Annotated in this window: 16 protein-coding genes and 1 pseudogene; 2 read left to right on the top strand and 15 right to left on the bottom strand. The window is 68.5% G+C overall.

Going from position 1 to position 18,974, the window contains the following annotated elements; translation table 11 throughout:
- Window positions 1-7 precede the first annotated feature (7 nt).
- The 3 genes from ACUYMY_RS17220 to ligD all read right to left on the bottom strand — a co-directional run bounded on the left by ACUYMY_RS17220 (window position 8) and on the right by ligD (window position 1,972).
- The gene (locus ACUYMY_RS17220; protein ID WP_481704738.1) at window positions 8-508 is read right to left on the bottom strand and encodes a GNAT family N-acetyltransferase; all 501 of its coding nucleotides are present in this window, start codon (window positions 506-508) and stop codon (window positions 8-10) included.
- 119 nt (window positions 509-627) lie between these two features.
- The gene (locus ACUYMY_RS17215; protein ID WP_481704737.1) at window positions 628-831 is read right to left on the bottom strand and encodes a hypothetical protein; all 204 of its coding nucleotides are present in this window, start codon (window positions 829-831) and stop codon (window positions 628-630) included.
- A 112-nt stretch (window positions 832-943) separates the two neighbouring features.
- Window positions 944-1,972 carry a non-homologous end-joining DNA ligase gene (gene ligD / locus ACUYMY_RS17210; protein ID WP_481704736.1) on the bottom strand — a complete coding sequence of 343 codons (1,029 nt, stop codon included), beginning with the start codon at window positions 1,970-1,972 and terminating at the stop codon, window positions 944-946.
- A 67-nt stretch (window positions 1,973-2,039) separates the two neighbouring features.
- Here ligD and ACUYMY_RS17205 point away from each other — a divergent pair, with 67 nt between their 5' ends.
- The gene (locus ACUYMY_RS17205) at window positions 2,040-3,035 is read left to right on the top strand and encodes an aldo/keto reductase family protein (RefSeq protein WP_481704735.1); all 996 of its coding nucleotides are present in this window, start codon (window positions 2,040-2,042) and stop codon (window positions 3,033-3,035) included.
- Window positions 3,036-3,038: 3 nt separating this feature from the next.
- On the opposite strand, the gene ACUYMY_RS17200 is transcribed toward ACUYMY_RS17205, so the two are convergent.
- The 6 genes and pseudogenes from ACUYMY_RS17200 to ACUYMY_RS17175 form a co-directional block, all read right to left on the bottom strand.
- Window positions 3,039-4,568 carry an FAD-dependent oxidoreductase gene (locus tag ACUYMY_RS17200; RefSeq protein ID WP_481704734.1) on the bottom strand — a complete coding sequence of 510 codons (1,530 nt, stop codon included), beginning with the start codon at window positions 4,566-4,568 and terminating at the stop codon, window positions 3,039-3,041.
- A gap of 397 nt (window positions 4,569-4,965) precedes the next feature.
- On the bottom strand, window positions 4,966-6,024 hold the full coding sequence (locus ACUYMY_RS17195; protein WP_481704733.1) for a PfkB family carbohydrate kinase: 1,059 nt from the start codon (window positions 6,022-6,024) through the stop codon (window positions 4,966-4,968).
- Window positions 6,025-6,036: 12 nt separating this feature from the next.
- Window positions 6,037-7,041 carry an NAD(P)-dependent alcohol dehydrogenase gene (locus tag ACUYMY_RS17190; RefSeq protein ID WP_481705090.1) on the bottom strand — a complete coding sequence of 335 codons (1,005 nt, stop codon included), beginning with the start codon at window positions 7,039-7,041 and terminating at the stop codon, window positions 6,037-6,039.
- A gap of 98 nt (window positions 7,042-7,139) precedes the next feature.
- Window positions 7,140-8,036, bottom strand: a complete 897-nt coding sequence (locus ACUYMY_RS17185; RefSeq protein ID WP_481704732.1) for a carbohydrate ABC transporter permease — start codon at window positions 8,034-8,036, stop codon at window positions 7,140-7,142.
- On the bottom strand, window positions 8,033-9,001 hold the full coding sequence (locus ACUYMY_RS17180) for a carbohydrate ABC transporter permease (RefSeq protein ID WP_481704731.1): 969 nt from the start codon (window positions 8,999-9,001) through the stop codon (window positions 8,033-8,035). The genes ACUYMY_RS17185 and ACUYMY_RS17180 overlap by 4 nt, the downstream gene beginning before the upstream one ends.
- A gap of 73 nt (window positions 9,002-9,074) precedes the next feature.
- Window positions 9,075-10,428 (bottom strand): annotated as a pseudogene (locus ACUYMY_RS17175) (ABC transporter substrate-binding protein).
- Window positions 10,429-10,697: 269 nt separating this feature from the next.
- Between ACUYMY_RS17175 and ACUYMY_RS17170 the strand changes: the two are divergent.
- On the top strand, window positions 10,698-11,567 hold the full coding sequence (locus tag ACUYMY_RS17170) for an AraC family transcriptional regulator (RefSeq protein WP_481704730.1): 870 nt from the start codon (window positions 10,698-10,700) through the stop codon (window positions 11,565-11,567).
- A gap of 1,025 nt (window positions 11,568-12,592) precedes the next feature.
- On the opposite strand, the gene ACUYMY_RS17165 is transcribed toward ACUYMY_RS17170, so the two are convergent.
- The 6 genes from ACUYMY_RS17165 to eda all read right to left on the bottom strand — a co-directional run bounded on the left by ACUYMY_RS17165 (window position 12,593) and on the right by eda (window position 18,966).
- Window positions 12,593-13,498, bottom strand: coding sequence for a glycosyltransferase family 4 protein (locus tag ACUYMY_RS17165; RefSeq protein WP_481704729.1), 906 nt, complete (start codon window positions 13,496-13,498; stop codon window positions 12,593-12,595).
- Window positions 13,499-14,368: 870 nt separating this feature from the next.
- Window positions 14,369-15,001, bottom strand: a complete 633-nt coding sequence (locus ACUYMY_RS17160) for a LutC/YkgG family protein (protein ID WP_481704728.1) — start codon at window positions 14,999-15,001, stop codon at window positions 14,369-14,371.
- Window positions 14,998-16,518 (bottom strand): LutB/LldF family L-lactate oxidation iron-sulfur protein, encoded by a 1,521-nt coding sequence (locus ACUYMY_RS17155; protein WP_481704727.1) that lies wholly within the window; start codon window positions 16,516-16,518, stop codon window positions 14,998-15,000. Before ACUYMY_RS17155 ends, ACUYMY_RS17160 begins: the two co-directional genes overlap by 4 nt.
- Complete coding sequence (locus ACUYMY_RS17150) at window positions 16,515-17,315, bottom strand: (Fe-S)-binding protein (RefSeq protein WP_481704726.1); 801 nt, start codon at window positions 17,313-17,315, stop codon at window positions 16,515-16,517. The genes ACUYMY_RS17155 and ACUYMY_RS17150 overlap by 4 nt, the downstream gene beginning before the upstream one ends.
- A gap of 29 nt (window positions 17,316-17,344) precedes the next feature.
- Entirely contained in the window at window positions 17,345-18,322 is a 978-nt protein-coding gene (locus ACUYMY_RS17145; RefSeq protein ID WP_481704725.1) for a sugar kinase, read from the bottom strand.
- A complete protein-coding gene (gene eda / locus ACUYMY_RS17140) occupies window positions 18,319-18,966 on the bottom strand; it encodes a bifunctional 4-hydroxy-2-oxoglutarate aldolase/2-dehydro-3-deoxy-phosphogluconate aldolase (protein WP_481704724.1) in 648 nt (215 codons plus the stop codon). The genes ACUYMY_RS17145 and eda overlap by 4 nt, the downstream gene beginning before the upstream one ends.
- Window positions 18,967-18,974 lie beyond the last annotated feature (8 nt).

The following is an 18,974-nucleotide window of genomic DNA, read 5'->3' as shown; positions in this document are numbered from 1 at the left end:
CTCGCCGTCAGCTGACGGCGTGCACCCGCACCGGGGCCATGACCGGCTTCGCGTAGCAGATCGAGTCGTCGACCTCCTGGTACGGGCCGAAGTTCGGCACGCGCCGGTAGCCCGCCGCCTCGTAGAACATCCTCCCGTCGGGCTGGGCTGAGCCGGCCTCGGCGAGGACGAGGGTGATGCCGGCGTCGTGCGCCTCCGCCTCGAGCGCGAGCAGGAGCGAGCTCGCGATCCCCGCGCCCCGCGCGTAGGGGAGGACGTAGACCCGCTTGACCTCCGCCGTCGTCCTGTCGACCCAGCGCAGGCCGCCGCAGCCGAGCGGCTGCCCGGTGGCGCGTTCGTAGGCGATGAGGAAGACGGCGAGGTCCGCGGCCGACGGCGGGCCGCCCGCCTCGTGCTCGGGGTGCCCGTAGCGCGCGTCCAGCTCGGCCTGCTGCGCGGCGCGGAGGTCGCGGCCGACGGGATTGGACCACGGGACGCGGCGGATGGTCAGCTTCGGATGGGTCTGCATGGCGCCTCCTTGTCGAAGGGTATGCAATGACACGCTACGGACCCGGGATTTCCGCGGCGTTACGGTCCTGTGAGGAGTGAGGAACGCCTCGGCTGGCCCCTGCTCCATATGCGCCGGCCTCACTCCTGATCCGCGATGGCCTCGGGATCCTCCTCCGGTTCGAACGTGTTGTCATCCTCGGACGCGCCCAGGCCCACGCCCTGTCCCCCGCTCGGGATCGTGTCGTGGCGGTGGCGAGCTTTGGCGTGCTCGGTCTCGCCGTCGCGCTCGGTACCGGGCCCGCTCTCCATGATGGGCTCGCGCTCCTGCGGATTCATTCCCATGATGTCCAGCTCCTCTCGTGAGGTTCGCGCTCTCGCGCCTGCCACGCCCACTATCACCCCGCCGTCGTGCCCGATCCAGAGTCGCGGCAGCCGAGCTGGCTGTGGCCGGGGTTCAGTCGTTGCCGTTCTTCTTCGCCCGGCTGGGCTGGACCCGGGGCGGTTCCCCCGGCATCTTGGGGTAGTCCGGGGGGAAGGGCAGCTCGCCGAGCCCGGAGTCCAGATCGCGCTGCCACCACGCGAGCAGCGTGTCGATCGTGCCCGGGCTCTCGTGGAACCTGGCCCAGGGGTCTCCGATGGACCGCAGCCGGTCGGGGACGGTCAGGAGGGTGAGGTCCCTCGGGTTCACGGACCCGAGCTCCTCCCATTCGATCGGGCATGACACGGGTGCGTGGGGGAGGGCCCGGGGGCTGTAGGCGCCGGCGATCGTCCGGTCGCGGTTCGCCTGGTTGAAGTCGACGAAGACCTTCTGCCCGCGCTCCTCCTTCCACCAGGACGTCGTCACCTTCTCCGGCATGCGCCGTTCGAGCTCGCGGGCCGCGGCGATCACGGCATGCCGGACGTCGAGGAACTCGCGCACGGGTTCAATCGGAGCGTAGACGTGCAGGCCGCGGTTGCCGGAGGTCTTGAGGAAGGCGGTGAGCCCCGCCTCGCGCAGGACGTTCCGCAGCTCGAGGGCGGCGGGGACGGCGTCGTCGAAGTCCGTGCCCGGCTGCGGGTCCAGGTCGATGCGCAGCTGGTCCGGGTTGTCCGAGTTGTCCGCCCGGGAGGGCCACGGATGGAAGACGACCGTGTTCATCTGCGCGGCCCAGACCGCCGCCGCGGGCTCGTCCAGCACGAGCTGCGGGTGGGACCGCGCGCTGGGATAGGTGACCATGACCGAGCGGATGAAGTCGGGGGCTCCCTTGGGCGGGTTCTTGGAGAAGAACTGCTCGCCGTCGATGGTGTCCGAGAACCGCTGCAGGGCGAGCGGGCGGTCTCCGTTCGCCGCGATGAACGCCTCGCCGACCTCCACGAGGTACCTGGCCAGATCCAGCTTGGTGATCCCGAGCTCGGGCCACATCACGCGGCTCGGACTCGAGATGCGCACCTCCCGGGTTCCGTGGGGGCCCTCTACGGACAGGACTGTCGCCTCGGCTGCCATGGGAACGACTCTATGCTGGTGCGTGACCTGAGTCACCGAGCTACCGAAGCCGCCCGGGAGGAACCCTATGGAATACCGTCGCCTCGGCAGGAGCGGCATGTACATCTCCGAGATAGCCTACGGCAACTGGATCACGCACGGCGCCCAGGTCGGCAACGAGACGGCAATCGCCTGCGTACGCGCGGCCCTCGACGCCGGGATCACGACCTTCGACACGGCGGACGCCTACGCGAAGACGCGCGCCGAGAGCGCGCTCGGGGAGGCGCTCGACGGCGTGCGGCGCGAGTCCGTGGAGGTCTTCACCAAGGTCTTCTTCCCCACGGGCGAGGGGAAGAACGACCGCGGGCTCTCGCGCAAGCACATCATGGAGTCGATCAACGGCTCCCTCCGCCGGCTCCGCACGGACTACGTGGACCTGTACCAGGCCCACCGGTACGACTACGAGACGCCCCTCGAGGAGACGATGCAGGCGTTCGCCGACGTCGTGCACGCGGGCAAGGCCCACTACATCGGCATCTCTGAGTGGCGGCCCGAGGAGATCCGCGAGGCGGCTGCCCTCGCCTCCGAGCTCAACATCCAGCTCGTCTCGAGCCAGCCGCAGTACAGCATGCTGTGGCGCGTGATCGAGCCGGAGATCGTCCCCGTCTCGGAGGAGCTCGGCCTGGGCCAGATCGTGTGGTCGCCGCTCGCGCAGGGCGTGCTCACCGGGAAGTACCTCCCCGGGCGGCCGGCCCCCACGGGCTCGCGCGCCGCGGACGCGCACAGCCAGCATGTCGTCGAGCGGTGGATGCGCGACGACGTCCTCGAGCGCGTGCAGCGGCTCGTCCCGCTCGCCGAGGAGGCCGGGCTCACCCTGCCGATCATGGCGCTCGCGTGGGTCCTGCAGAACCAGAACGTCTCCGCCGCGATCATCGGCGCGTCCCGGCCCGAGCAGGTCACGCAGAACGCCGCGGCCTCCGGCGTGACGCTCGACGACGACCTGCTCGCCTCGATCGACGAGGTCCTCGAGCCGGTCATCGAGCGGGACCCGGACAAGATCGACGTGTTCGAGGAGCGCGCCTGAGGCTCAGTCCTGTCCGAACTGCCCATGCAGGGGCCTGGCCGGGAGGTCCTTCTCCGCCGGGCCCTGGATCACCCTGCCGTCGAGGGCGAAGCGCGAGCCGTGGCAGGGGCAGTCCCACGTGGACTCGCCGCCGTTGAACTCCACCGTGCAGCCCAGGTGGGTGCAGCGGGCCGAGAGGGCGTGGAGGCTCCCGCCGTCGTCCGCGTAGACTGCGGTCGCTCGGCCGTCGACGTCGAGGACCGTCCCCTGGCGCGGTGCGAGGCGCGGGAGGGGGTGCGGCGCACGAGGTTCCCCGGCCGGCGTCGTGCGCGGTTTCCCCCGCGTCGGGGCGCGCCCGGCCACGGCGCGCGTGCTGTCCAAGAGCCGCGCCCAGGGGCTGTCGACCCCGGTGATCAGGTCGGCGACGACGAGTGCCCCGGCCGTGCCGTTCGTCAGGCCCCACTTGCGCAGGCCGGTGACGGTGTAGAGATGTTCCGCTGAGGGGAACAGCGGCCCCGCGAGGGGCAGCCCGTCCGCCGGGAGCGTGTCCTGGGTGGACCAGCGGTAGGCGGGCTCGCCGGTGCCGAGGCGCTCGCGCGAGAAGGCCGCGAGCCGGGCGAACCGATCCCTTGACACTCCGGAGTGTCCCCCACCCGGGACCGGGTGGCCCTCGCCGCCCACGAGCACGTAGTCGGTGCCGTCGTGGCGCGTGGTCAGGATCGAACGGAGGGGCTCGTCGGCGCTGATGAAGGTCGCGTCGGCCATGCTCGTCGTGGCGGGGCCCGCCGCGGGACTTGCGACGATGTAGGAGCGGTGCAGTGTGAGCAGCGGCCCGAACCGGCCCCCGTCGCCGAACGGCACATTGGTCGCGACGACGATGTCCCGTGCCCGTATCGTGCCGCGGTCCGTCTTGGCCATGGCGGGCGAGCCGTCCCGGAGCGTGTGGACCATGGATCGCTCGAAGACCGCGCTGCCGCCGCCGTCGACGGCGCGGGCGAGCCCGAGCAGGTACCGCACCGGATGGAACTGCGCCTGCTCGTCGAACCGGACCGCGCCCCGCGTCGCGAAGGGCAGGGGGACGTCGGTGACGAAGGACGCCGGCAGGCCGAGCCGGCGGGCGAGCTCGGCCTCGGCGTGGACCCGGGCCAGCTGCTCCTCGTCCTGGGCATATGTGTAGTTGACGACCCGGCGGAAGCCGCACTCGATGCCCTCCGTCGAGACCGTCTTCGCGATGTGCTCGATGGCGGCCTCGTTGGCCTGGCCGTAGGCGCGGGCGGCGTTGTCGCCGTGGTCCGCCGCGAGCTGCGTGTAGGCGAGGCGGTGGAACGAGGTCACCTTGCCGGTCGTGTTCCCCGTGACCCCCGTGGCGATCCGGGCGCCCTCGACGACCGCGACCGCCAGGCCCCGGCGCTTGAGGGCAAGCGCCGCCGTCAGGCCCGCGATGCCGCCGCCGATGACGGCGACGTCGACCTCGACCTCTCCCTCGAGGCGCGGATAGCCGGCGGGCTCCGGCAGGGCGAGCCACAGGGAGACGGGTCTGCTCTCGGGTGCCATGGTGCCCTCCCATCTAAAATTGTGTTAGGCCATTTTAGATCTGGGAGCGGCAAGAGAGAAGGGCTGGCATGATCCACCAGGTTCTGTCCTTGGAAGTGCTGCTTCACTGGCGTGATCAGGCCCGGTGCAGTGTGGCGAGATCGAGGCCGAGCGCTGGCCGCCTGTTGCACCATGTCTAGGGCATTGCACGCTTCTGTTGCAGGCTGGACGTGGAGCTGAGCGAGGACGAGCTCGAGCGGCGGCGGCGCGAACGGAACCCACCGGAGGACAACACCTCGAGAGGATTCCGCCGGCTCTGCATCGACCACGTGCTCCAGGCCGACGAGGGACTCGTAGATGCGCTTGCCCGCGGTCCGAGAATGGCTCGGGGCGCGGGGAGGCAGCCGAGGGCTGCCAGCTATTCAGAGGTATACCACGCCGATTTATCTGGCAGCTCGGCCCGCCTGGGTGCTCGAGGCGGGACCGCAGGCGGCGTTCCGATAGGGGCGGGGATCGAGACTGAGCCGAGCTCGTCGAGCCGGGGCGGGTTTGCTCCCTGGCGGGAGCAGGTGATGGCGGCTGCTCTGGTGGCGTACGTGATGACCGCCACGAGGGTTTCGCGGTCGAGCCCGTGGAGGTCCTCTCGCTTCGAGGTGCCGAGGAGGTCCAGTTGGGCCAGCGCTGCGATGAGGGCGGCCATGAACGAGTCGCCGGCCCCGACGGTGTCGGACACAGCCGTGGGATGTGCAGGCACGGCGACACGGGCGGACCGCGTGAGGGCAATTGGCCCCAGCACTCCTCGGGTCACGACGACGAGCGCGGGACCCAGGTCGAGCCAGGCGGCCATGGCCTCTTCGAGGGACTGATCGGGGTAGAGCCATCCGAGGTCCTCGTCGCTGGCCTTCACGACGTCGCTGAGGCCGACGAAGAGCTCGGCCTGCTGGCGCGCGAGAACGGCATCGGGCACGAGGACGGGCCGGCAATTGGGATCGTAGCTCACGGTGGCGCTTCCCCTGGCTGAGTCGACTAGGGCATGGACCGTCTGGGCGCCCGGGTGGAGCATGGCAGCAATCGAGCCGGTGTGGACGTGGGCGGAGGCCTCGATGCTCTCCATGGCGGGGAGGGAGGCGTCGGCGATGTCCCAGGCCAAGGAGAACGCGTAGTCCGCCGCCCCGTCCGCGCCGATGGCAGCGGTAGCTGTGGACGTAGGTCCGGCGCCGCCGACAATGGCGTCGACCAGGTCGCGGTGGAGGTGGTCGGCGATGAGCCGGCCGTGCATGTCCTCGCCGTAATGGGTGACGAGCCGCGTGGGCAGGCCGAGTCGGGCACAGCCTATGGCGACGTTCAGGGGGCTTCCTCCCACATGCTCGGCGACGCGAGGTGTCCCGGCGCTTGAGTGGATGCGGTCGATGAGGGATTCGCCGATGATCGTGACGTTCGTCTCCGAGTAGGCTTCGTCCCGTTCGCCACGGTGCATGGTCAGGACCCTCTACTTTCCCGGGTAGACGACGGCCTTGAGCTGGCCGGGCTGCTTCCCAGCATTCAGCGCCTCTTCGGCCTGCTCGAGGGGGAACCGGCCGGTGACGAGGACGTCCAGATCGACCTTGCCGTCGGCGATGAGCTGGATGGCCAGCGGCCAGGTGTTGGTGTAGCGGAAGACCCCGGAGAGCCAGATCTCGCGGTTCTGGATGAAGGAGACGGGGAGCTCGACGTCGTCGGCGCCGAGGCCGACGAGGATGACCTTGCCGGCAGGGGCGACGGCCTTGATGCCGGAGCGCACGGCCGGGGCCGCGCCGGAGGCGTCGATGAATGCGTCCACGTCCAGGCCCTCGACGGCGTCGGTCCTGGCGTGGAGGGCGTGGGTCGCGCCGTGCTCGAGGGCGAACGCGAGGCGGTCCTCAGCGATGTCGGAGATGTAGATTTCAGTGGCGCCGAAGGCGCGGGCGGCCTGGGCGGTGATGACGCCGATGGGGCCGGCACCGGCGATCAGGACACGGCTGCCGGGGCGGATGCCCGCGCGCTGGCAGGCCCAGATACCGACTGAGAGCGGCTCGATGAGTGCGGCGGCCTCGTCGCTGACCGTGTCGGGGATGTCGAAGGCGAAGTCGCTCTGAATGGTCACGTACTCGGCGAAGGCCCCGTCGATCGGGGGCGTGGCGTAGAACTCGATGTCCGGGCAGAGGTTGTATCTGCCGGCCTTGCACTGGGCACAGGTCCGGCAGGGGCGCTGGGGCTCGACGGCGACGCGGCATCCGATGCGGGCGGCGTCGACCCCGCTCCCGACGGCGGCGATCCGGCCGGAGAGCTCGTGGCCGAGGATGAGCGGGTGGTTCACGATGTAGGGTCCGATGCGCCCGTGCTCGTAGTAGTGGACGTCGCTGCCGCAGACGCCCACGGCGGCGACCTGGACGAGTACCTGGTCGGCGTCCAGCGCCGGGAGGGGCAGGTCCTGCAGGACCATTTCGCCCTGGCGCTGGAGGACGTTGGCGCGCATGGTGGTCGGAAGCTGCTGGGTGCTGGCTTCCTGGACGGGGACGTGGGCAGTCACGGGAGGCTTCCTTGGGTTCGGAGGGGCGTTGGAGGGGCCGGCGGCTACTTGACGGCGCCGAGCGAGAGGCCCTGGACGAGCTTGTCCTGTGCGGCGAAGCCGGCGATGAGCACGGGCAGGGAGATCACGACGGCGGCGGCGCAGATCTTGGCCAGGAACAGGCCTTGGCTGGACACGAAGCCGGTGAGGAATACGGGGGCCGTGCCTGCGACGACGCCGGTGAGGACGCGGGCCATGAGGAGCTCGTTCCAGCTGAAGATGAAGCAGATCAGGGCGGTCGCGGCGATGCCGGGCATGGCGACGGGGGCGATGACCTTGCGCAGCGTCAGGATCAGGTTCGCCCCGTCCAGCTGGGCGGCCTCGAGCATCTCGACCGGCACCTCGGCGAGGAAGGAACGCATCATCCACACCGCGATGGGCAGGTTCATCGACGTGTACATCAGGATGAGGAACCAGATGTTGTCCAGGGCCCCGGCACTCTTGGCAAACAGGAACAGCGGCAGGACGGCGGCGACGACCGGCATCATCTTGGTGGAGAGGAAGAAGAACAGTACGTCCGTCCACTTCTTCACCGGCCGGATGGACAGCGCGTAGGCGGCCGGGATGGCGAGCGCGAGCACCAGGACCGTAGAGACCACCGAGGCCATGGCCGAATTGATCAGCGGTGGCCAGGGGCTCACCCCGGACGTGGCGCCGAAGAACTCCCCATAGGCCTCAAGCGTTAGGGGCGCGCCCACAGAGGGCGGATTGGTCGCCGCGTCGGTCTCCGAGTGGAAGGACGTGAGGACCATCCACAGCACGGGCGCGGCGAAGAGCAGCGCCAGCACCCATGCCGCCAGGCCGGCGGCCGTCTTGTTCCGGGTCGAATCCATGGGCGACTTGCGGCGCCGGAGTGCGCGTGCGGCATCGCCGTTATGGGTAGCGGGGGCCAGAGCGGTCATTGGGCTGCCTCCTTCTTGAAGAGCGAGAACACGGTGCGCAGGGCGAAGGTCGCCACGATGATGGTGGCGATCACGACCACGACGCCGGCGGCGGAGGCCAGGCCGTACTCATTGGCGAAGTAGAAGGTCTGGTAGATGGCGTAGGGCAGGTTGGCAGTGCCCAGACCGCCCGAGGTGAGGGTAAAGACGGCGTCGAAGTTCTGCACGATGTAGATCGCCCCGAGGAGGCCGCCGAGCTCGAGGTACTGGCGCAGGTGGGGAAGGGTCAGGTGGCGGAAGATCTCCCACGGATTGGCGCCGTCCATCTGCGCCGCCTCGACCACGTCGCCGGGGCGCGACTGCAGCCCAGCTAGGAGGATGAGCATCATGAACGGGGTCCACTGCCAGACCAGGGACAGGATGACGGCCAGCAGAGGGGTCTGTGAGAGCAGGTCCGGCTGCGGCGGGGTGCTGCTGCCGGACAGCGACCAGACCCAGGTCAGTGTGCCGTTGATGAGCCCGTAGACCGGGTTGAGGATGGCGTGCTTCCAGACCAGGGCGGCGGCGACCGGCACGACGAGGAAGGGCGCGATGAGCAGGGTCCGGGCCAGGCCGCGGCCGATGAACTTCTTGTCCAGCAGCAGGGCCAGGCCGAGGCCGATAGCGAGGCTGGCCAGGACCACAGACACGGTCAGGACGATCGTGGTGAAGATTGCCTGGCGCAGGTCAGCGTTGGTGAGGACCTGGACATAGTTGTCAAAGCCCGCGAAGCCCGTCTGGTCCGGGCGGAGGCTGTTCCAGTTCAGGAACGAGATGACCAGCGTCGCGGCGAACGGCAGCTGCGTGACGACGATCAGGAAGACCAGGGCCGGCAGCAGCGGCGCGCGTCTGGCCCAGGCGAGGGCCCTCTCACGCGATCTGGTGTTGGCTGCGGGCTCCTGTGCCCTCAGCCCAGCAGCGGGGGAGAGCGTACGTGCATAGCTCATGGTTTTTCTTGTCTCCTCGACGGTGCCCGCCGCCCCGCCGGTTAGGCGGGGCAGCGGGTGGACCGTGGTGGGGCTACTTCTGGGCCTTGTACTTGTCGCCGACCTTCTGCGCGGCCTCCTGGCCCTTGGCCAGGGCGTCGGCAACAGAGCCCTGGCCGGCGATTGCGGCGCTCACGCCCTGGGACACCGTGGTGCCGAGGTCAGCGAATTCGGGGATGCCGACGAACTGGATGCCCACGACGGGGCGCTCCTGCACGCCGGGATTCTTCGGGTCGGCGTTCTCGATGGCGGAGCGCTCGGCCTTGAAGAACGGCGCGGCCCTCTGGAAGTCAGCGTTCTCGTAGGTGGAGATGCGCTTGCCGGAGGGGACCTTGGCCCAGCCCAGCTTGGACGCCACGAGCTCCTCGTACTTCTTCGAGCTGGCCCAGGCAATGAACTTGCCGGCGGCATCCTGCTTCTTCGACGCCGCCTGCACACCCCAGGACCAGGTCCACAGCCAGCCGGAGGAGTCCGTTTCCTTCACCGGCGCCTGGGCGTAGCTGATCTTGCCCTTCACGGGCGAGGATTCGGCCTCCAGTGCCCCGGCTGCCGAGGTGGCGTCATACCACATCGCGACCTTGCTCTGGCTCATGTTGTTCAGGCACTCGGTGAAGCCAGCCTGGGCGGCGCCGGCCTCGCCGTGCTTGCGCACGAGGTCGACGTAGAACTGCGTGGCCTCGGTGAACTCGGGGGCGTTGACCCGTGCGTTCCAGTCCTTGTCGAACCAGGTGCCGCCGAAGGTGTTTACCACCGTGGTCAGAGGGGCGAAGACCTGGCCCCAGCCCGGCTGGCCGCGCAGGCAGATGCCCTTCATGCCAGGCTCGGCGCCGTCGGCCTTGGCCGCCAGATCAGCGACCTCATCCCACGTCGGCTTCTCGGGCATGGTCAGGCCCTTGGCGTCGAAGATGTCCTTGCGGTACATCAGGAAGGACGACTCCCCGTAGAAGGGCTCGCCGTAGAGCTTGCCGTCCTTGCCTGTCAGTGAGGCGGTGTATGCCGGGAGGATGTCGCCCTGGTCGAACTCGGGGTCCTTGGCCACATTGTCCAGGGGCGCCAGCCACTTGTTCTCCGAGTAGAACGGGATCTCATAGTTCGACAGGGAGGCCACGTCGTACTGGCCGGCCTGACTGGAGAACTCCTGGCTGATCTTCGCCCGGACGTCGTTCTCCGGCAGGACCGTGTAGTTGACCTTGATGCCGGTTTCCTTGGTGAAGTTGTCCGCGGTCAGCCTCTGGAGGTCTTCCATCTGGGGGGTTGTTCACCATCAGCACATTGATGCTGTTCTGGTCTCCCGCTGCGCCGCCGCCGGCGCCGGAGCAGGCCGAGGCAGTAAGGGCCACACAGAGGGCGCCTGCGGCCAGAGTGGCGGCGCGCATTCTCGAGCGCATAAAGGACTCCTTTGTTCTTCGTGGGCAGGGCGCAGCGCATCGACGTACAGGGTTCGAGGTGCGATGCCATCTGGGCGGTTCCTGATCGTGCTCTGCCGCCCTTGGTGTCCCCTCAACAGTAGATTCGGGCGCACGGGACAACTAGCGCCGTCCTTGCCGAATTCTGATACTTATTTTCCAACGTGTCCGTGCAGAGAGGACGGAGGGACCTGATGACCATGTTGGAGGGTCCAAACGCGTCCGCCCGGCTGGCGCAGAGGCTGGTCGGCATGAGGGCGAACCGGGAGGTCATCCCGCCGGACCCGCAGCACTGCGTGCGCTGGCACGAGCACGACTACCCGAGCCCGATCGCCCGGTGGAACTACCACCCCGAGTACGAGATCCACCTCATCCGAAAGGGCACCGGACGTTTCATCGTCGGCGACCACATCGGCACCTTCGAAGCAGGGCAGGTGTGCCTCATCGGCTCCGGGCTGCCGCATGACTGGGTCAGCGACCTCGAACCCGGGGAGGTGCTCCGGAATCGTGACGCTGTCATCCAGTTCGACGGCAAATGGCTCGAGCAGTGCACCGGGCTGATCCCTGAGCTCGCGGAGATGGCGGCCCTGCTCGAGCAGTCCTCCCGGGGTATTGAGTTCCTCGGCCAGACGGCGCATGACGCCGCAGCCCGGATTGAGGCCATGGGCTCGACCCACGGGCTGCAGCGGCTGCATCACCTCTTCGAGCTCTTCGCCGGGCTTACCCGGGCCCCCCAGGAAGACCGGCGGTACCTGGCGGACGCATGGTTCAAGCCGGAGCTGGACAGCGAGGCCGCCGCGGTCGTCGACATCGCGCTCGAATACCTCTTCACTCGACATGCGGGCAGTGTCCGCATGTCAGAGGCAGCTGCGCTCGTCGGAATGACCGAACCGACCTTCTCGAAGCACTTCAAGCGCTCCACAGGCCAGAATTTCAGCGACCTGCTCCGCAAGCTCCGCCTCGCCCACGCCCGTCAGCTCCTGGAGCGGACGGACTCCCCGATCTCGGAGATCTGCTACGAAGTCGGCTTCTCCAACCTGTCCAACTTCAACAGACACTTCCTCAGGGAAACGGGGACAACCCCGCGGGAGTACCGGCGGAATGCTGTCCGGCCCCACTGATAGCCCGACGGCGGACCTTCAGACATTGCAATGCAGCGCCAGAGCCTGAATGGGCTTGCTAGATCCCGGAGGCGCTGTGCGAGTGGCTGAAGACAACTGCGACGAGCCGACACTAAGCCGACATTCTCCGTCCGAACTGCCAACCAAGGGTCGTCACTGGATCGAGACCAGGAGGCCATCTCTGGGGCCGCGGGGTCGCCGAAGTGGCCTAAGAAGCCTGGGGATTGCTCGGGAGGCCACTGTGGGTTGGCCTGGCGTTGCGCGGGGTGGGACATGGCAAGCGGGTGAGGCAAAAAACTGCTCAATCAGGAGCTCACGACGCTTCTTTCCGCAAATCTCGTGAATCAGGGCCATGAGTCTGATCTCCAGCTAGTCTGGTGCATATGACGCAACAGGCCGCGGTGCCAAATTCGGGATCGAGTCGCCCGGCTCGGTGGTTTCCCCCTGATTCAGAGCACTTGAGGCCGGCCTCGGCGGTCGCAAACGTCCTTCCCACAGGCAGTTTCAGCATGAACACGGTGATCGACTATCCTATTCACCCGCAATACGTTTTAGAGGGTCTGTGCCTTTCTCGGGGACGAGGAGTTCTTCGCGGGCAGGCTCGAAAACACGTTCCCACATCTGCAGGCTCTCTTCGTAGCGCATACGTCCAGGCGTGCCAGGTGGATCCAAAGCACTTCCAATAGGGCTCACAATGAAGCACGTTTGTCCCGCCCAAGGCACTTCTTCCACTTCCGCCCCCAAATCAAAGTCATGCGGCTAGTGCAACTCTACCGGCCGGGCGGAAGTGGCAGTCCGCATCAACAGCACTTGGACAGGCCCCTCTCGGACTCGACCAAGTCCGCCCCGTCCGGGGCCCAAGGGCTGGAGATAGATTCCGGGGAGAAGCGTCCGAAAAGCGATTGGAGGGCAAGGCTGGCATCCACCACGGTCAGTCTCACCGCTTCCGAAGACAGGCCGCTTTGAGTAGCACCCGGGGTGCCGCGAAGGAATCCGGGCGCTACATTAGCTTGACGTCATATCGGCTATCGCGCATTACGAGGTGGTCGGGCAGCCATGGCCAAGCTCGTTGGTGGGTGCAGGTCCTGAGGGCTCGCCCTGGAGACCATCAGCCGCCCGACTTCCTGGAGTAGGACTTTGCGGACTTGTTCGTGGCTGTAATGATCCCTGATGGCAGCCGCGGCATTGTCGCGCAAGCGTTCAACGGCCGGGCCGCTCTCGAGCGCCCGGCGCAAGCAGTTGCGAAGGCTGCCGATGGAAGGCTCAGCCCAGGTCTGACCGCGAAAGTACGGCCACTCCCGCGCGGCTGATTCCGGGACGGGCACGAGTTCAAAGTCGACCAGCAGCGAGTTGTTGGCGTTCATAAAGTCCAGATGGCCGCCCCAGGCCGTGCCGATAGTGACTAGTCTGCAGGCCATGGCTTCCATGAAAGGCCGCCCCCATGCCTCCCCGCGTGTAGGCAAGACGAAGGCGTGGGCTGCAGCATAGAGTTTCTTCATCCCTGATGGAGGGAGAGGATTCGGGAGTATCTTCAGCCGGGGAGGCCGGTGTGGACGGACCTTGCGGACCATTGCTGTGATGGCTGAATCGATGTCAGGGGTGAGGGGGCCGAACGGATCGACTCGCAGGATGAGTTCGACGTCGTCTTCGGCGCCAAACTCCTGCAGGTATGCCTGCAGGAGAACGTCCCATCCCTTACGTTCCTGCCAGCGGAAGACAGAGAGAAATTTGAAGTCGCCGCGCCCGGTGTAGGGGGCGGCAGTTACCTGCAGCCAGCTAGGGTCCACGAACTCGGGCACTATCCTCACCTTATTCCGGTCCACGCCGGCGGCGGTGAAAGTTCTGGCGTTGAAATGGGATGGAACCCAGACTCCATCGACCTCGGCGAGCCGTTCCAGCCATTCCGGGGGCACTGAGGCTGTCTCGAACATGGCCCGCCACACGACCTTTCCGGAAAGGTTCTCCCACCCGTGGTCATGCCAGGGCAAATGGACCACGGTGAGACCCGGGCAAGGCCTGCGGATCTTCTCCATCCGGGGCTCGAGGCCGCCGTCAGGGCGAGGAGTAACCCGCTCTTCCAGGACACGGTACCCCGTTTCCCGCAGAGCCCGAATAAGACTCCGGCCCTCAACGGCGTATCCGCTGTGCCCATCAAGGCGTCCTCGCCACTGGATGCAGCCCTTGTCCATCTCCATTCGTGCTTCGTCCTTGCTAGGATGGCGCTTCACTCCGCGGCCGGCATCTAGGCGGACCCGAGTGCTATCAAGGTACGCCCGCCGCGGCTGCAGCAGAAGGGCGTCCCTTGCGACCGCAACAGCCCATGCAGGATGTAACCAGCCTTGCCGATTTCCTCGAGAACCAGCCAAGCGGGCTCAAACGCCGCCACACCAGCGTCGTCACATTGCGAAAGTGCTTGAACAAGCTGCTGAGCGAGCCTGCCAGGGGCCAAAGACGCACTTTGGCCGCTGAGATAACCTCGCCGCTTGAAGCGGCGCGCCCTCCGAGCCGCTCTCATTAGTCCAGATCTGAGCCGCCAACACCGGCTATCGGCTTTCCGGGGCAGGAGGGAGAAGGCTGCAATACATGAGGAACGGGCCGCCGTCCGGTAAGGAGGTTCGTGCAATCCTGGAAAAAGCCAAGAAAGGATAGCCATAGCTCCCGTAGTAAGCCTTGTCAGGCCAATGCCCGGGTTGACGAAATCTCCGCTACCGGCGTTTCGGAAATCCTCTCGGTCTGTGGGGCGCTGGCGCGCTGAAGGCCTAAATCCTGCAAGTTCCTCAGTGCCCTGCGCAGAGCTTCGGCTATGCAACGATCACAACATCGAGGCGCCGGGGGCCGTGGACGCCCTCGACGCGCTCGAGCTCGATGTCGCTGGTGGCGCTGGGGCCGCTGATCCAGGTCATCGGCCTGATCGGGTCTATCCGCCGGAGTGCCTCAGGCAGGATCCCCACGATATCCGCGGCGCGCAGCACACAGACATGGTGGTCGGGGACAAGACTGATCGCGCGACGGCCCTGGTTCGGACTGCCGTCCAAGATGATGGTGCCCGTCTCCGCAACCGCCACGGCAGCGCCGGTGACCACGGCGGCGATGTCGTCGAGCTCCTCGACTCCCAGCGGGGCGTCCGCTGCGTCGATCCGTTGCCGCCCGGCGTCGTCCGGGACCCCGGTCAGCCATGCGCGGTCGAGCCCCTCCGGCACCACGTAGCTCTCCGCGTCCGCAAGCAGCGCGGCCACCCGGGCGGGCACCTCGGCCGCCGGGACGACGGCGACGCCGGCCTTGTAGTCCACCAGCCGGTCCACGAGGAGATCGAGCAGCTCCTCCGAGGACAGCGTCGACTCACGCCGATAGGAGCGTTCGACGGCGGGCGGCTCCGGCGCGTCGTCGAGTGCGGCGCGGATGCGGTTCAGGATATCCTCGCGGGCGCTCCTCACTGCTCCTCCTTCGTGCCGGTCTTCTCCGGGCCGGTCTTGTGGTTCTCGTGCTCCTTCGCCCACCAGCCGCGGAAGGACTGCGCGGGCGGGGCGGGGAGGTCCCGGCTCTGCGTCCAGCCGGAGGCCAGGCCGGGGAGCTTGGTGACCTTCCGGTCGGGGCCGGCGGCGATCCGACCCAGCGGCAGGGCCTTCTCGACCAGGCCGAGGCGCCCGCCGGAGGACAGCGCCCACGAGGCGGCCTTCATGCCCAGATCCATCTGGGATGGCAGTTTCTTCTTGCCCCGTCTGCTGTCCACGTCCTTGCCGCGCAGGTGCACGAGGATGTCCGGGATGTTGATCTTCACCGGGCAGGCGTCGTAGCAGGCCCCGCACAGTGAGGATGCGTAGGGCAGGGAGCTGTTCTCCTCGGCCTCGATGCCGGTCAGCAGCGGGGACAGGATCGCGCCGATGGGCCCGGGGTAGGTGGAGCCGTAGGCGTGCCCCCCGGTTCGCTCGTAGACCGGGCAGACGTTCATGCAGGCCGAGCAGCGGATGCAGTGCAGCGCCGAGCGGCCCATCTCGTCGGCGAGGGCGGCGGTGCGGCCGTTGTCCAGCAGCACCAGGTGGACGTTCTGGGGCCCGTCGCCGGGGGTGACTCCGGTCCAGAGCGAGGTGTACGGGTTCATCCGCTCTCCCGTGGAGGAGCGCGGCAGCAGCTGCATGAACACCTCGAGGTCCTGCCAGGAGGGCAGCAGCTTCTCGATGCCCATCACGGTGATCAGCGTCTCGGGCAGGGTCAGGCACATCCGGCCGTTGCCCTCGGACTCGACGACGGCGAGCATGCCGGTGTCCGCGAGGGCGAAGTTCGCGCCCGAGACCGCGACCTTGGCGGTGAGGAACTTCCGCCGGAGGTGGGCGCGGGCCGCATGGGCCAGCACCGGCGGGTCGTCGGTCAGGTCCGGGTCCGCGCCGGGCATCTCGCGGCGGAAGATGTCGCGGATCTCGGTGCGGTTGCGGTGGATCGCCGGGACCAGGATGTGGCTGGGCCTGTCGTGGCCGAGCTGGACGATCAGCTCCGCGAGGTCCGTCTCCAGTGCCGCGATGCCCTCGGCCTCGAGGTGCTCGTTCAGGCCGATCTCCTGCGTGGCCATCGATTTGATCTTCACGACCTCGTCCTGGCCGCTCTCCCGGACGAGCGTGGTGACGATGGCGTTGGCCTCGGCCGCGTCGCGGGCCCAGTGGATGGCGCCGCCGCGGGCGGTGAAGTTGGCCTCGAGCTGCTCCAGCAGCTCCGGCAGCCGCGCGAGCACCTGCTGCTTGAGCGCCGAGCCGGCCTCGCGCAGCTCCTCCCAGTCGGGCAGCTCGCCGACGACGGCGCCACGCTTGTCCCGGATGGTGTGCGTGGCGTGGCCGAGGTTGGCCCGCAGCTGCGGGTTCGCCAGCTCACGGCGGGCCGCCTTCGGGAACGGCTCGCTGGCAGAGATGTTGCCCTGTCCGAAGGCCGGAACCGCGGGCATCCCCAGGAAGGTCGAGCTCATCGGGTCCTGCTTCCTGAGACGCGCACGGTGCTGCTGATCTGGACGGGGTCCTGTTCGGTGGAGGCGAGGATCTCGGCGAAGTGGAGGGTGGTCTGGGCGCGGCCCTGGCGTGAGAGCCCGCCGCCTATATGCATCAGGCACGAGGCGTCCCCGCCGGTGCACAGCTCGGCGCCGGTGGCGGCGATGGCGGCGGCCTTGTCCTCGAGCATCGCGGAGGAGACGTCCGCGTTCTTCACCGAGAACGTCCCACCGAAACCGCAGCACTGGTCCGCCTCGGGCAGCGGGACGATGTCGATCCCCCGCACCGACTGCAGCAGCTGCAGCTGCCGGTCGCCCAGGCGCAGCAGCCGCATGCCATGGCAGCTCGGGTGGTAGGTCACGGAGTGAGGGAAGTACGAGCCGAGCTGCTCCCCGGCGTCGGTGACGCCGAGGACGTCGACCAGCAGCTGGGACAGCTCGTAGGTTCTCGCCGCCACCGCCTCCGCGCGCTCGGCGAGGCGGGCGTCCCCGCAGGCGTTGGCGACCATCGGCTGCTGGTGCTTAACGGAGGCGACGCAGGAACCCGAAGGTGCGACGGCGACGTCGTACTCCTCCCCCTCGAAGGCGTGCACGTGGTTCGCGACGACGGGCAGCGCCTCGGGCAGGTAGCCGCTGTTGACGTGCATCTGCCCGCAGCAGGCCTGCCCCGCGGGGAAGACCACTTCGTGGCCCAGCCGCTCCAGGATCCGCACCGTCGCGCGGGCCGTTGCAGAGTACATGGCGTCCACGATGCACGTGGCGAACAGCGCGATCCTCATGCGCCTATCCTTTCGATCTCGGCCAAGGGCTACCGGGACACGGGGTCGCGGGAATCCAGGAGGTGCAGTTCGCTCCGGCGCGGCATCCCCTCCCAGTCGCCGGGAACCAGGCAGGCGAAGGCGCCGACCTGGTTGGCGACCAGCACCCGCTCGTCCACATCGGAACCGCGGAGCAGCTCCGAGAGGTAGCCCCCGACGAAAGCGTCACCCGCCCCGACCGTGTCGACGACGCGCACGGGCACGGCGTCCCGGACGTACACGGTCCCGTCGACCAGCGCGAGGCAGCCCTCGGCGCCGCGCTTGAGGACGACCTGCGTGGGCCCGAGGGCGGCGATGCGGCGGGCCAGTTCCCCGGCGTCCGGGGCGGCCCCGACGGCAATCTCGGCTTCATCCTCGCCCGCGAAGACGATGTCGGCGTCGGCGATGATCTCCCGGTACGCCTGCCGCGCCGCGTCCCGGGTCCACAGGGCCGCGCGGTAGTTGAGGTCGAAGGACACGAGGACGCCGGCAGCCTTGGCGCGGCCGATGGCCGCCCGCGTCGCGCTGGCCGCCGAATCCGAGAGCGCAGGGGTGATGCCCGTGAGGTGGAGCAGGCGCGCCCCCTCGATGACCCCGTCGGGGAGGTCCTCGGCGCCCAGCCGGGATCCCGCGCTGCCGGAGCGGTAGTACCAGACCTTGAGGGCGTCCGGGGTGCGGCGTTCCTTGATCATCATCCCCGTGGGGGCGTCGTCGTCGCGGGGCGCGACCACGATGATCCCCTCGGCGCGGAGTTCGCGTGCCACGAGGTCGCCCGGGCTGTCGGCACCGACGCGCCCGATCCACGTCACCGACGTGCCCAGACGCTGCAGGGCGACGGCCACGTTGCTCTCGGCTCCTCCGATGCCCAGGCTCCAGCCGGGAACGTGGGGGAGCGGGCCGGGCGCGTCAGCCGTGAACAGGGCCATGGTCTCTCCGAAGGTCACGACGTCGGTGGCCACGGACTGCAGGGAGTGAGGCGCGGCGGTCATGCCGAGGCCTTCGCTGCAACGGAGCCTGCGAGGGCGACGGCCTCCGCCGTGAGCTCAGTGATCTGGGCGAAGTCCCCCGCGCGGACGAGGTTCTGGGGAACCATCCATGAACCGCCCACGGCCACGACCGCGGGAAGCGCCAAATACTCATGGAGGTTCTTCGGCCCCACCCCGCCGGTGGGAACGAAGCTGACGCCGGCGAACGGCGCGGCGAGGGCCGCGACGCCCGGGGCACCGCCAGACGTGCCCGCCGGGAAGAACTTCACCGTGCTCAGCCCCAGTTCCAGCGCGGCCTGGATCTCGGTCGCGGTCACGGCCCCAGGCAGGGCGAGCACCCCCCGCTCCTGGCACCGCTCCACCACCGTCCGGCTCAGCCCGGGCGAGACGACGAAGGATGCGCCGGCGTCCACCGCATCGTCCACCTGCCGGCTGGTCAGCACGGTGCCCGCGCCCACCACCATGTCTCCGCGCTCGGCCATGGCGCGGATCGCGCCGACGGCCGCTTCGGTCCGGAAGGTCACCTCGGCGACGGGCAGGCCGCCGGCCACGAGCGCGGAGGCCAGGGGCGCGGCGTCGGCCGCGTCGTCGAGCACGACGACGGGAACGAGGCGCGCTGCGCGGAGGGCGGAAAGGGTGCTGCTCATCAGGTCTC

This window comes from Sinomonas sp. T428B, assembly GCF_056780155.1.
This window is presented reverse-complemented; position numbering and strand designations above follow the sequence as displayed.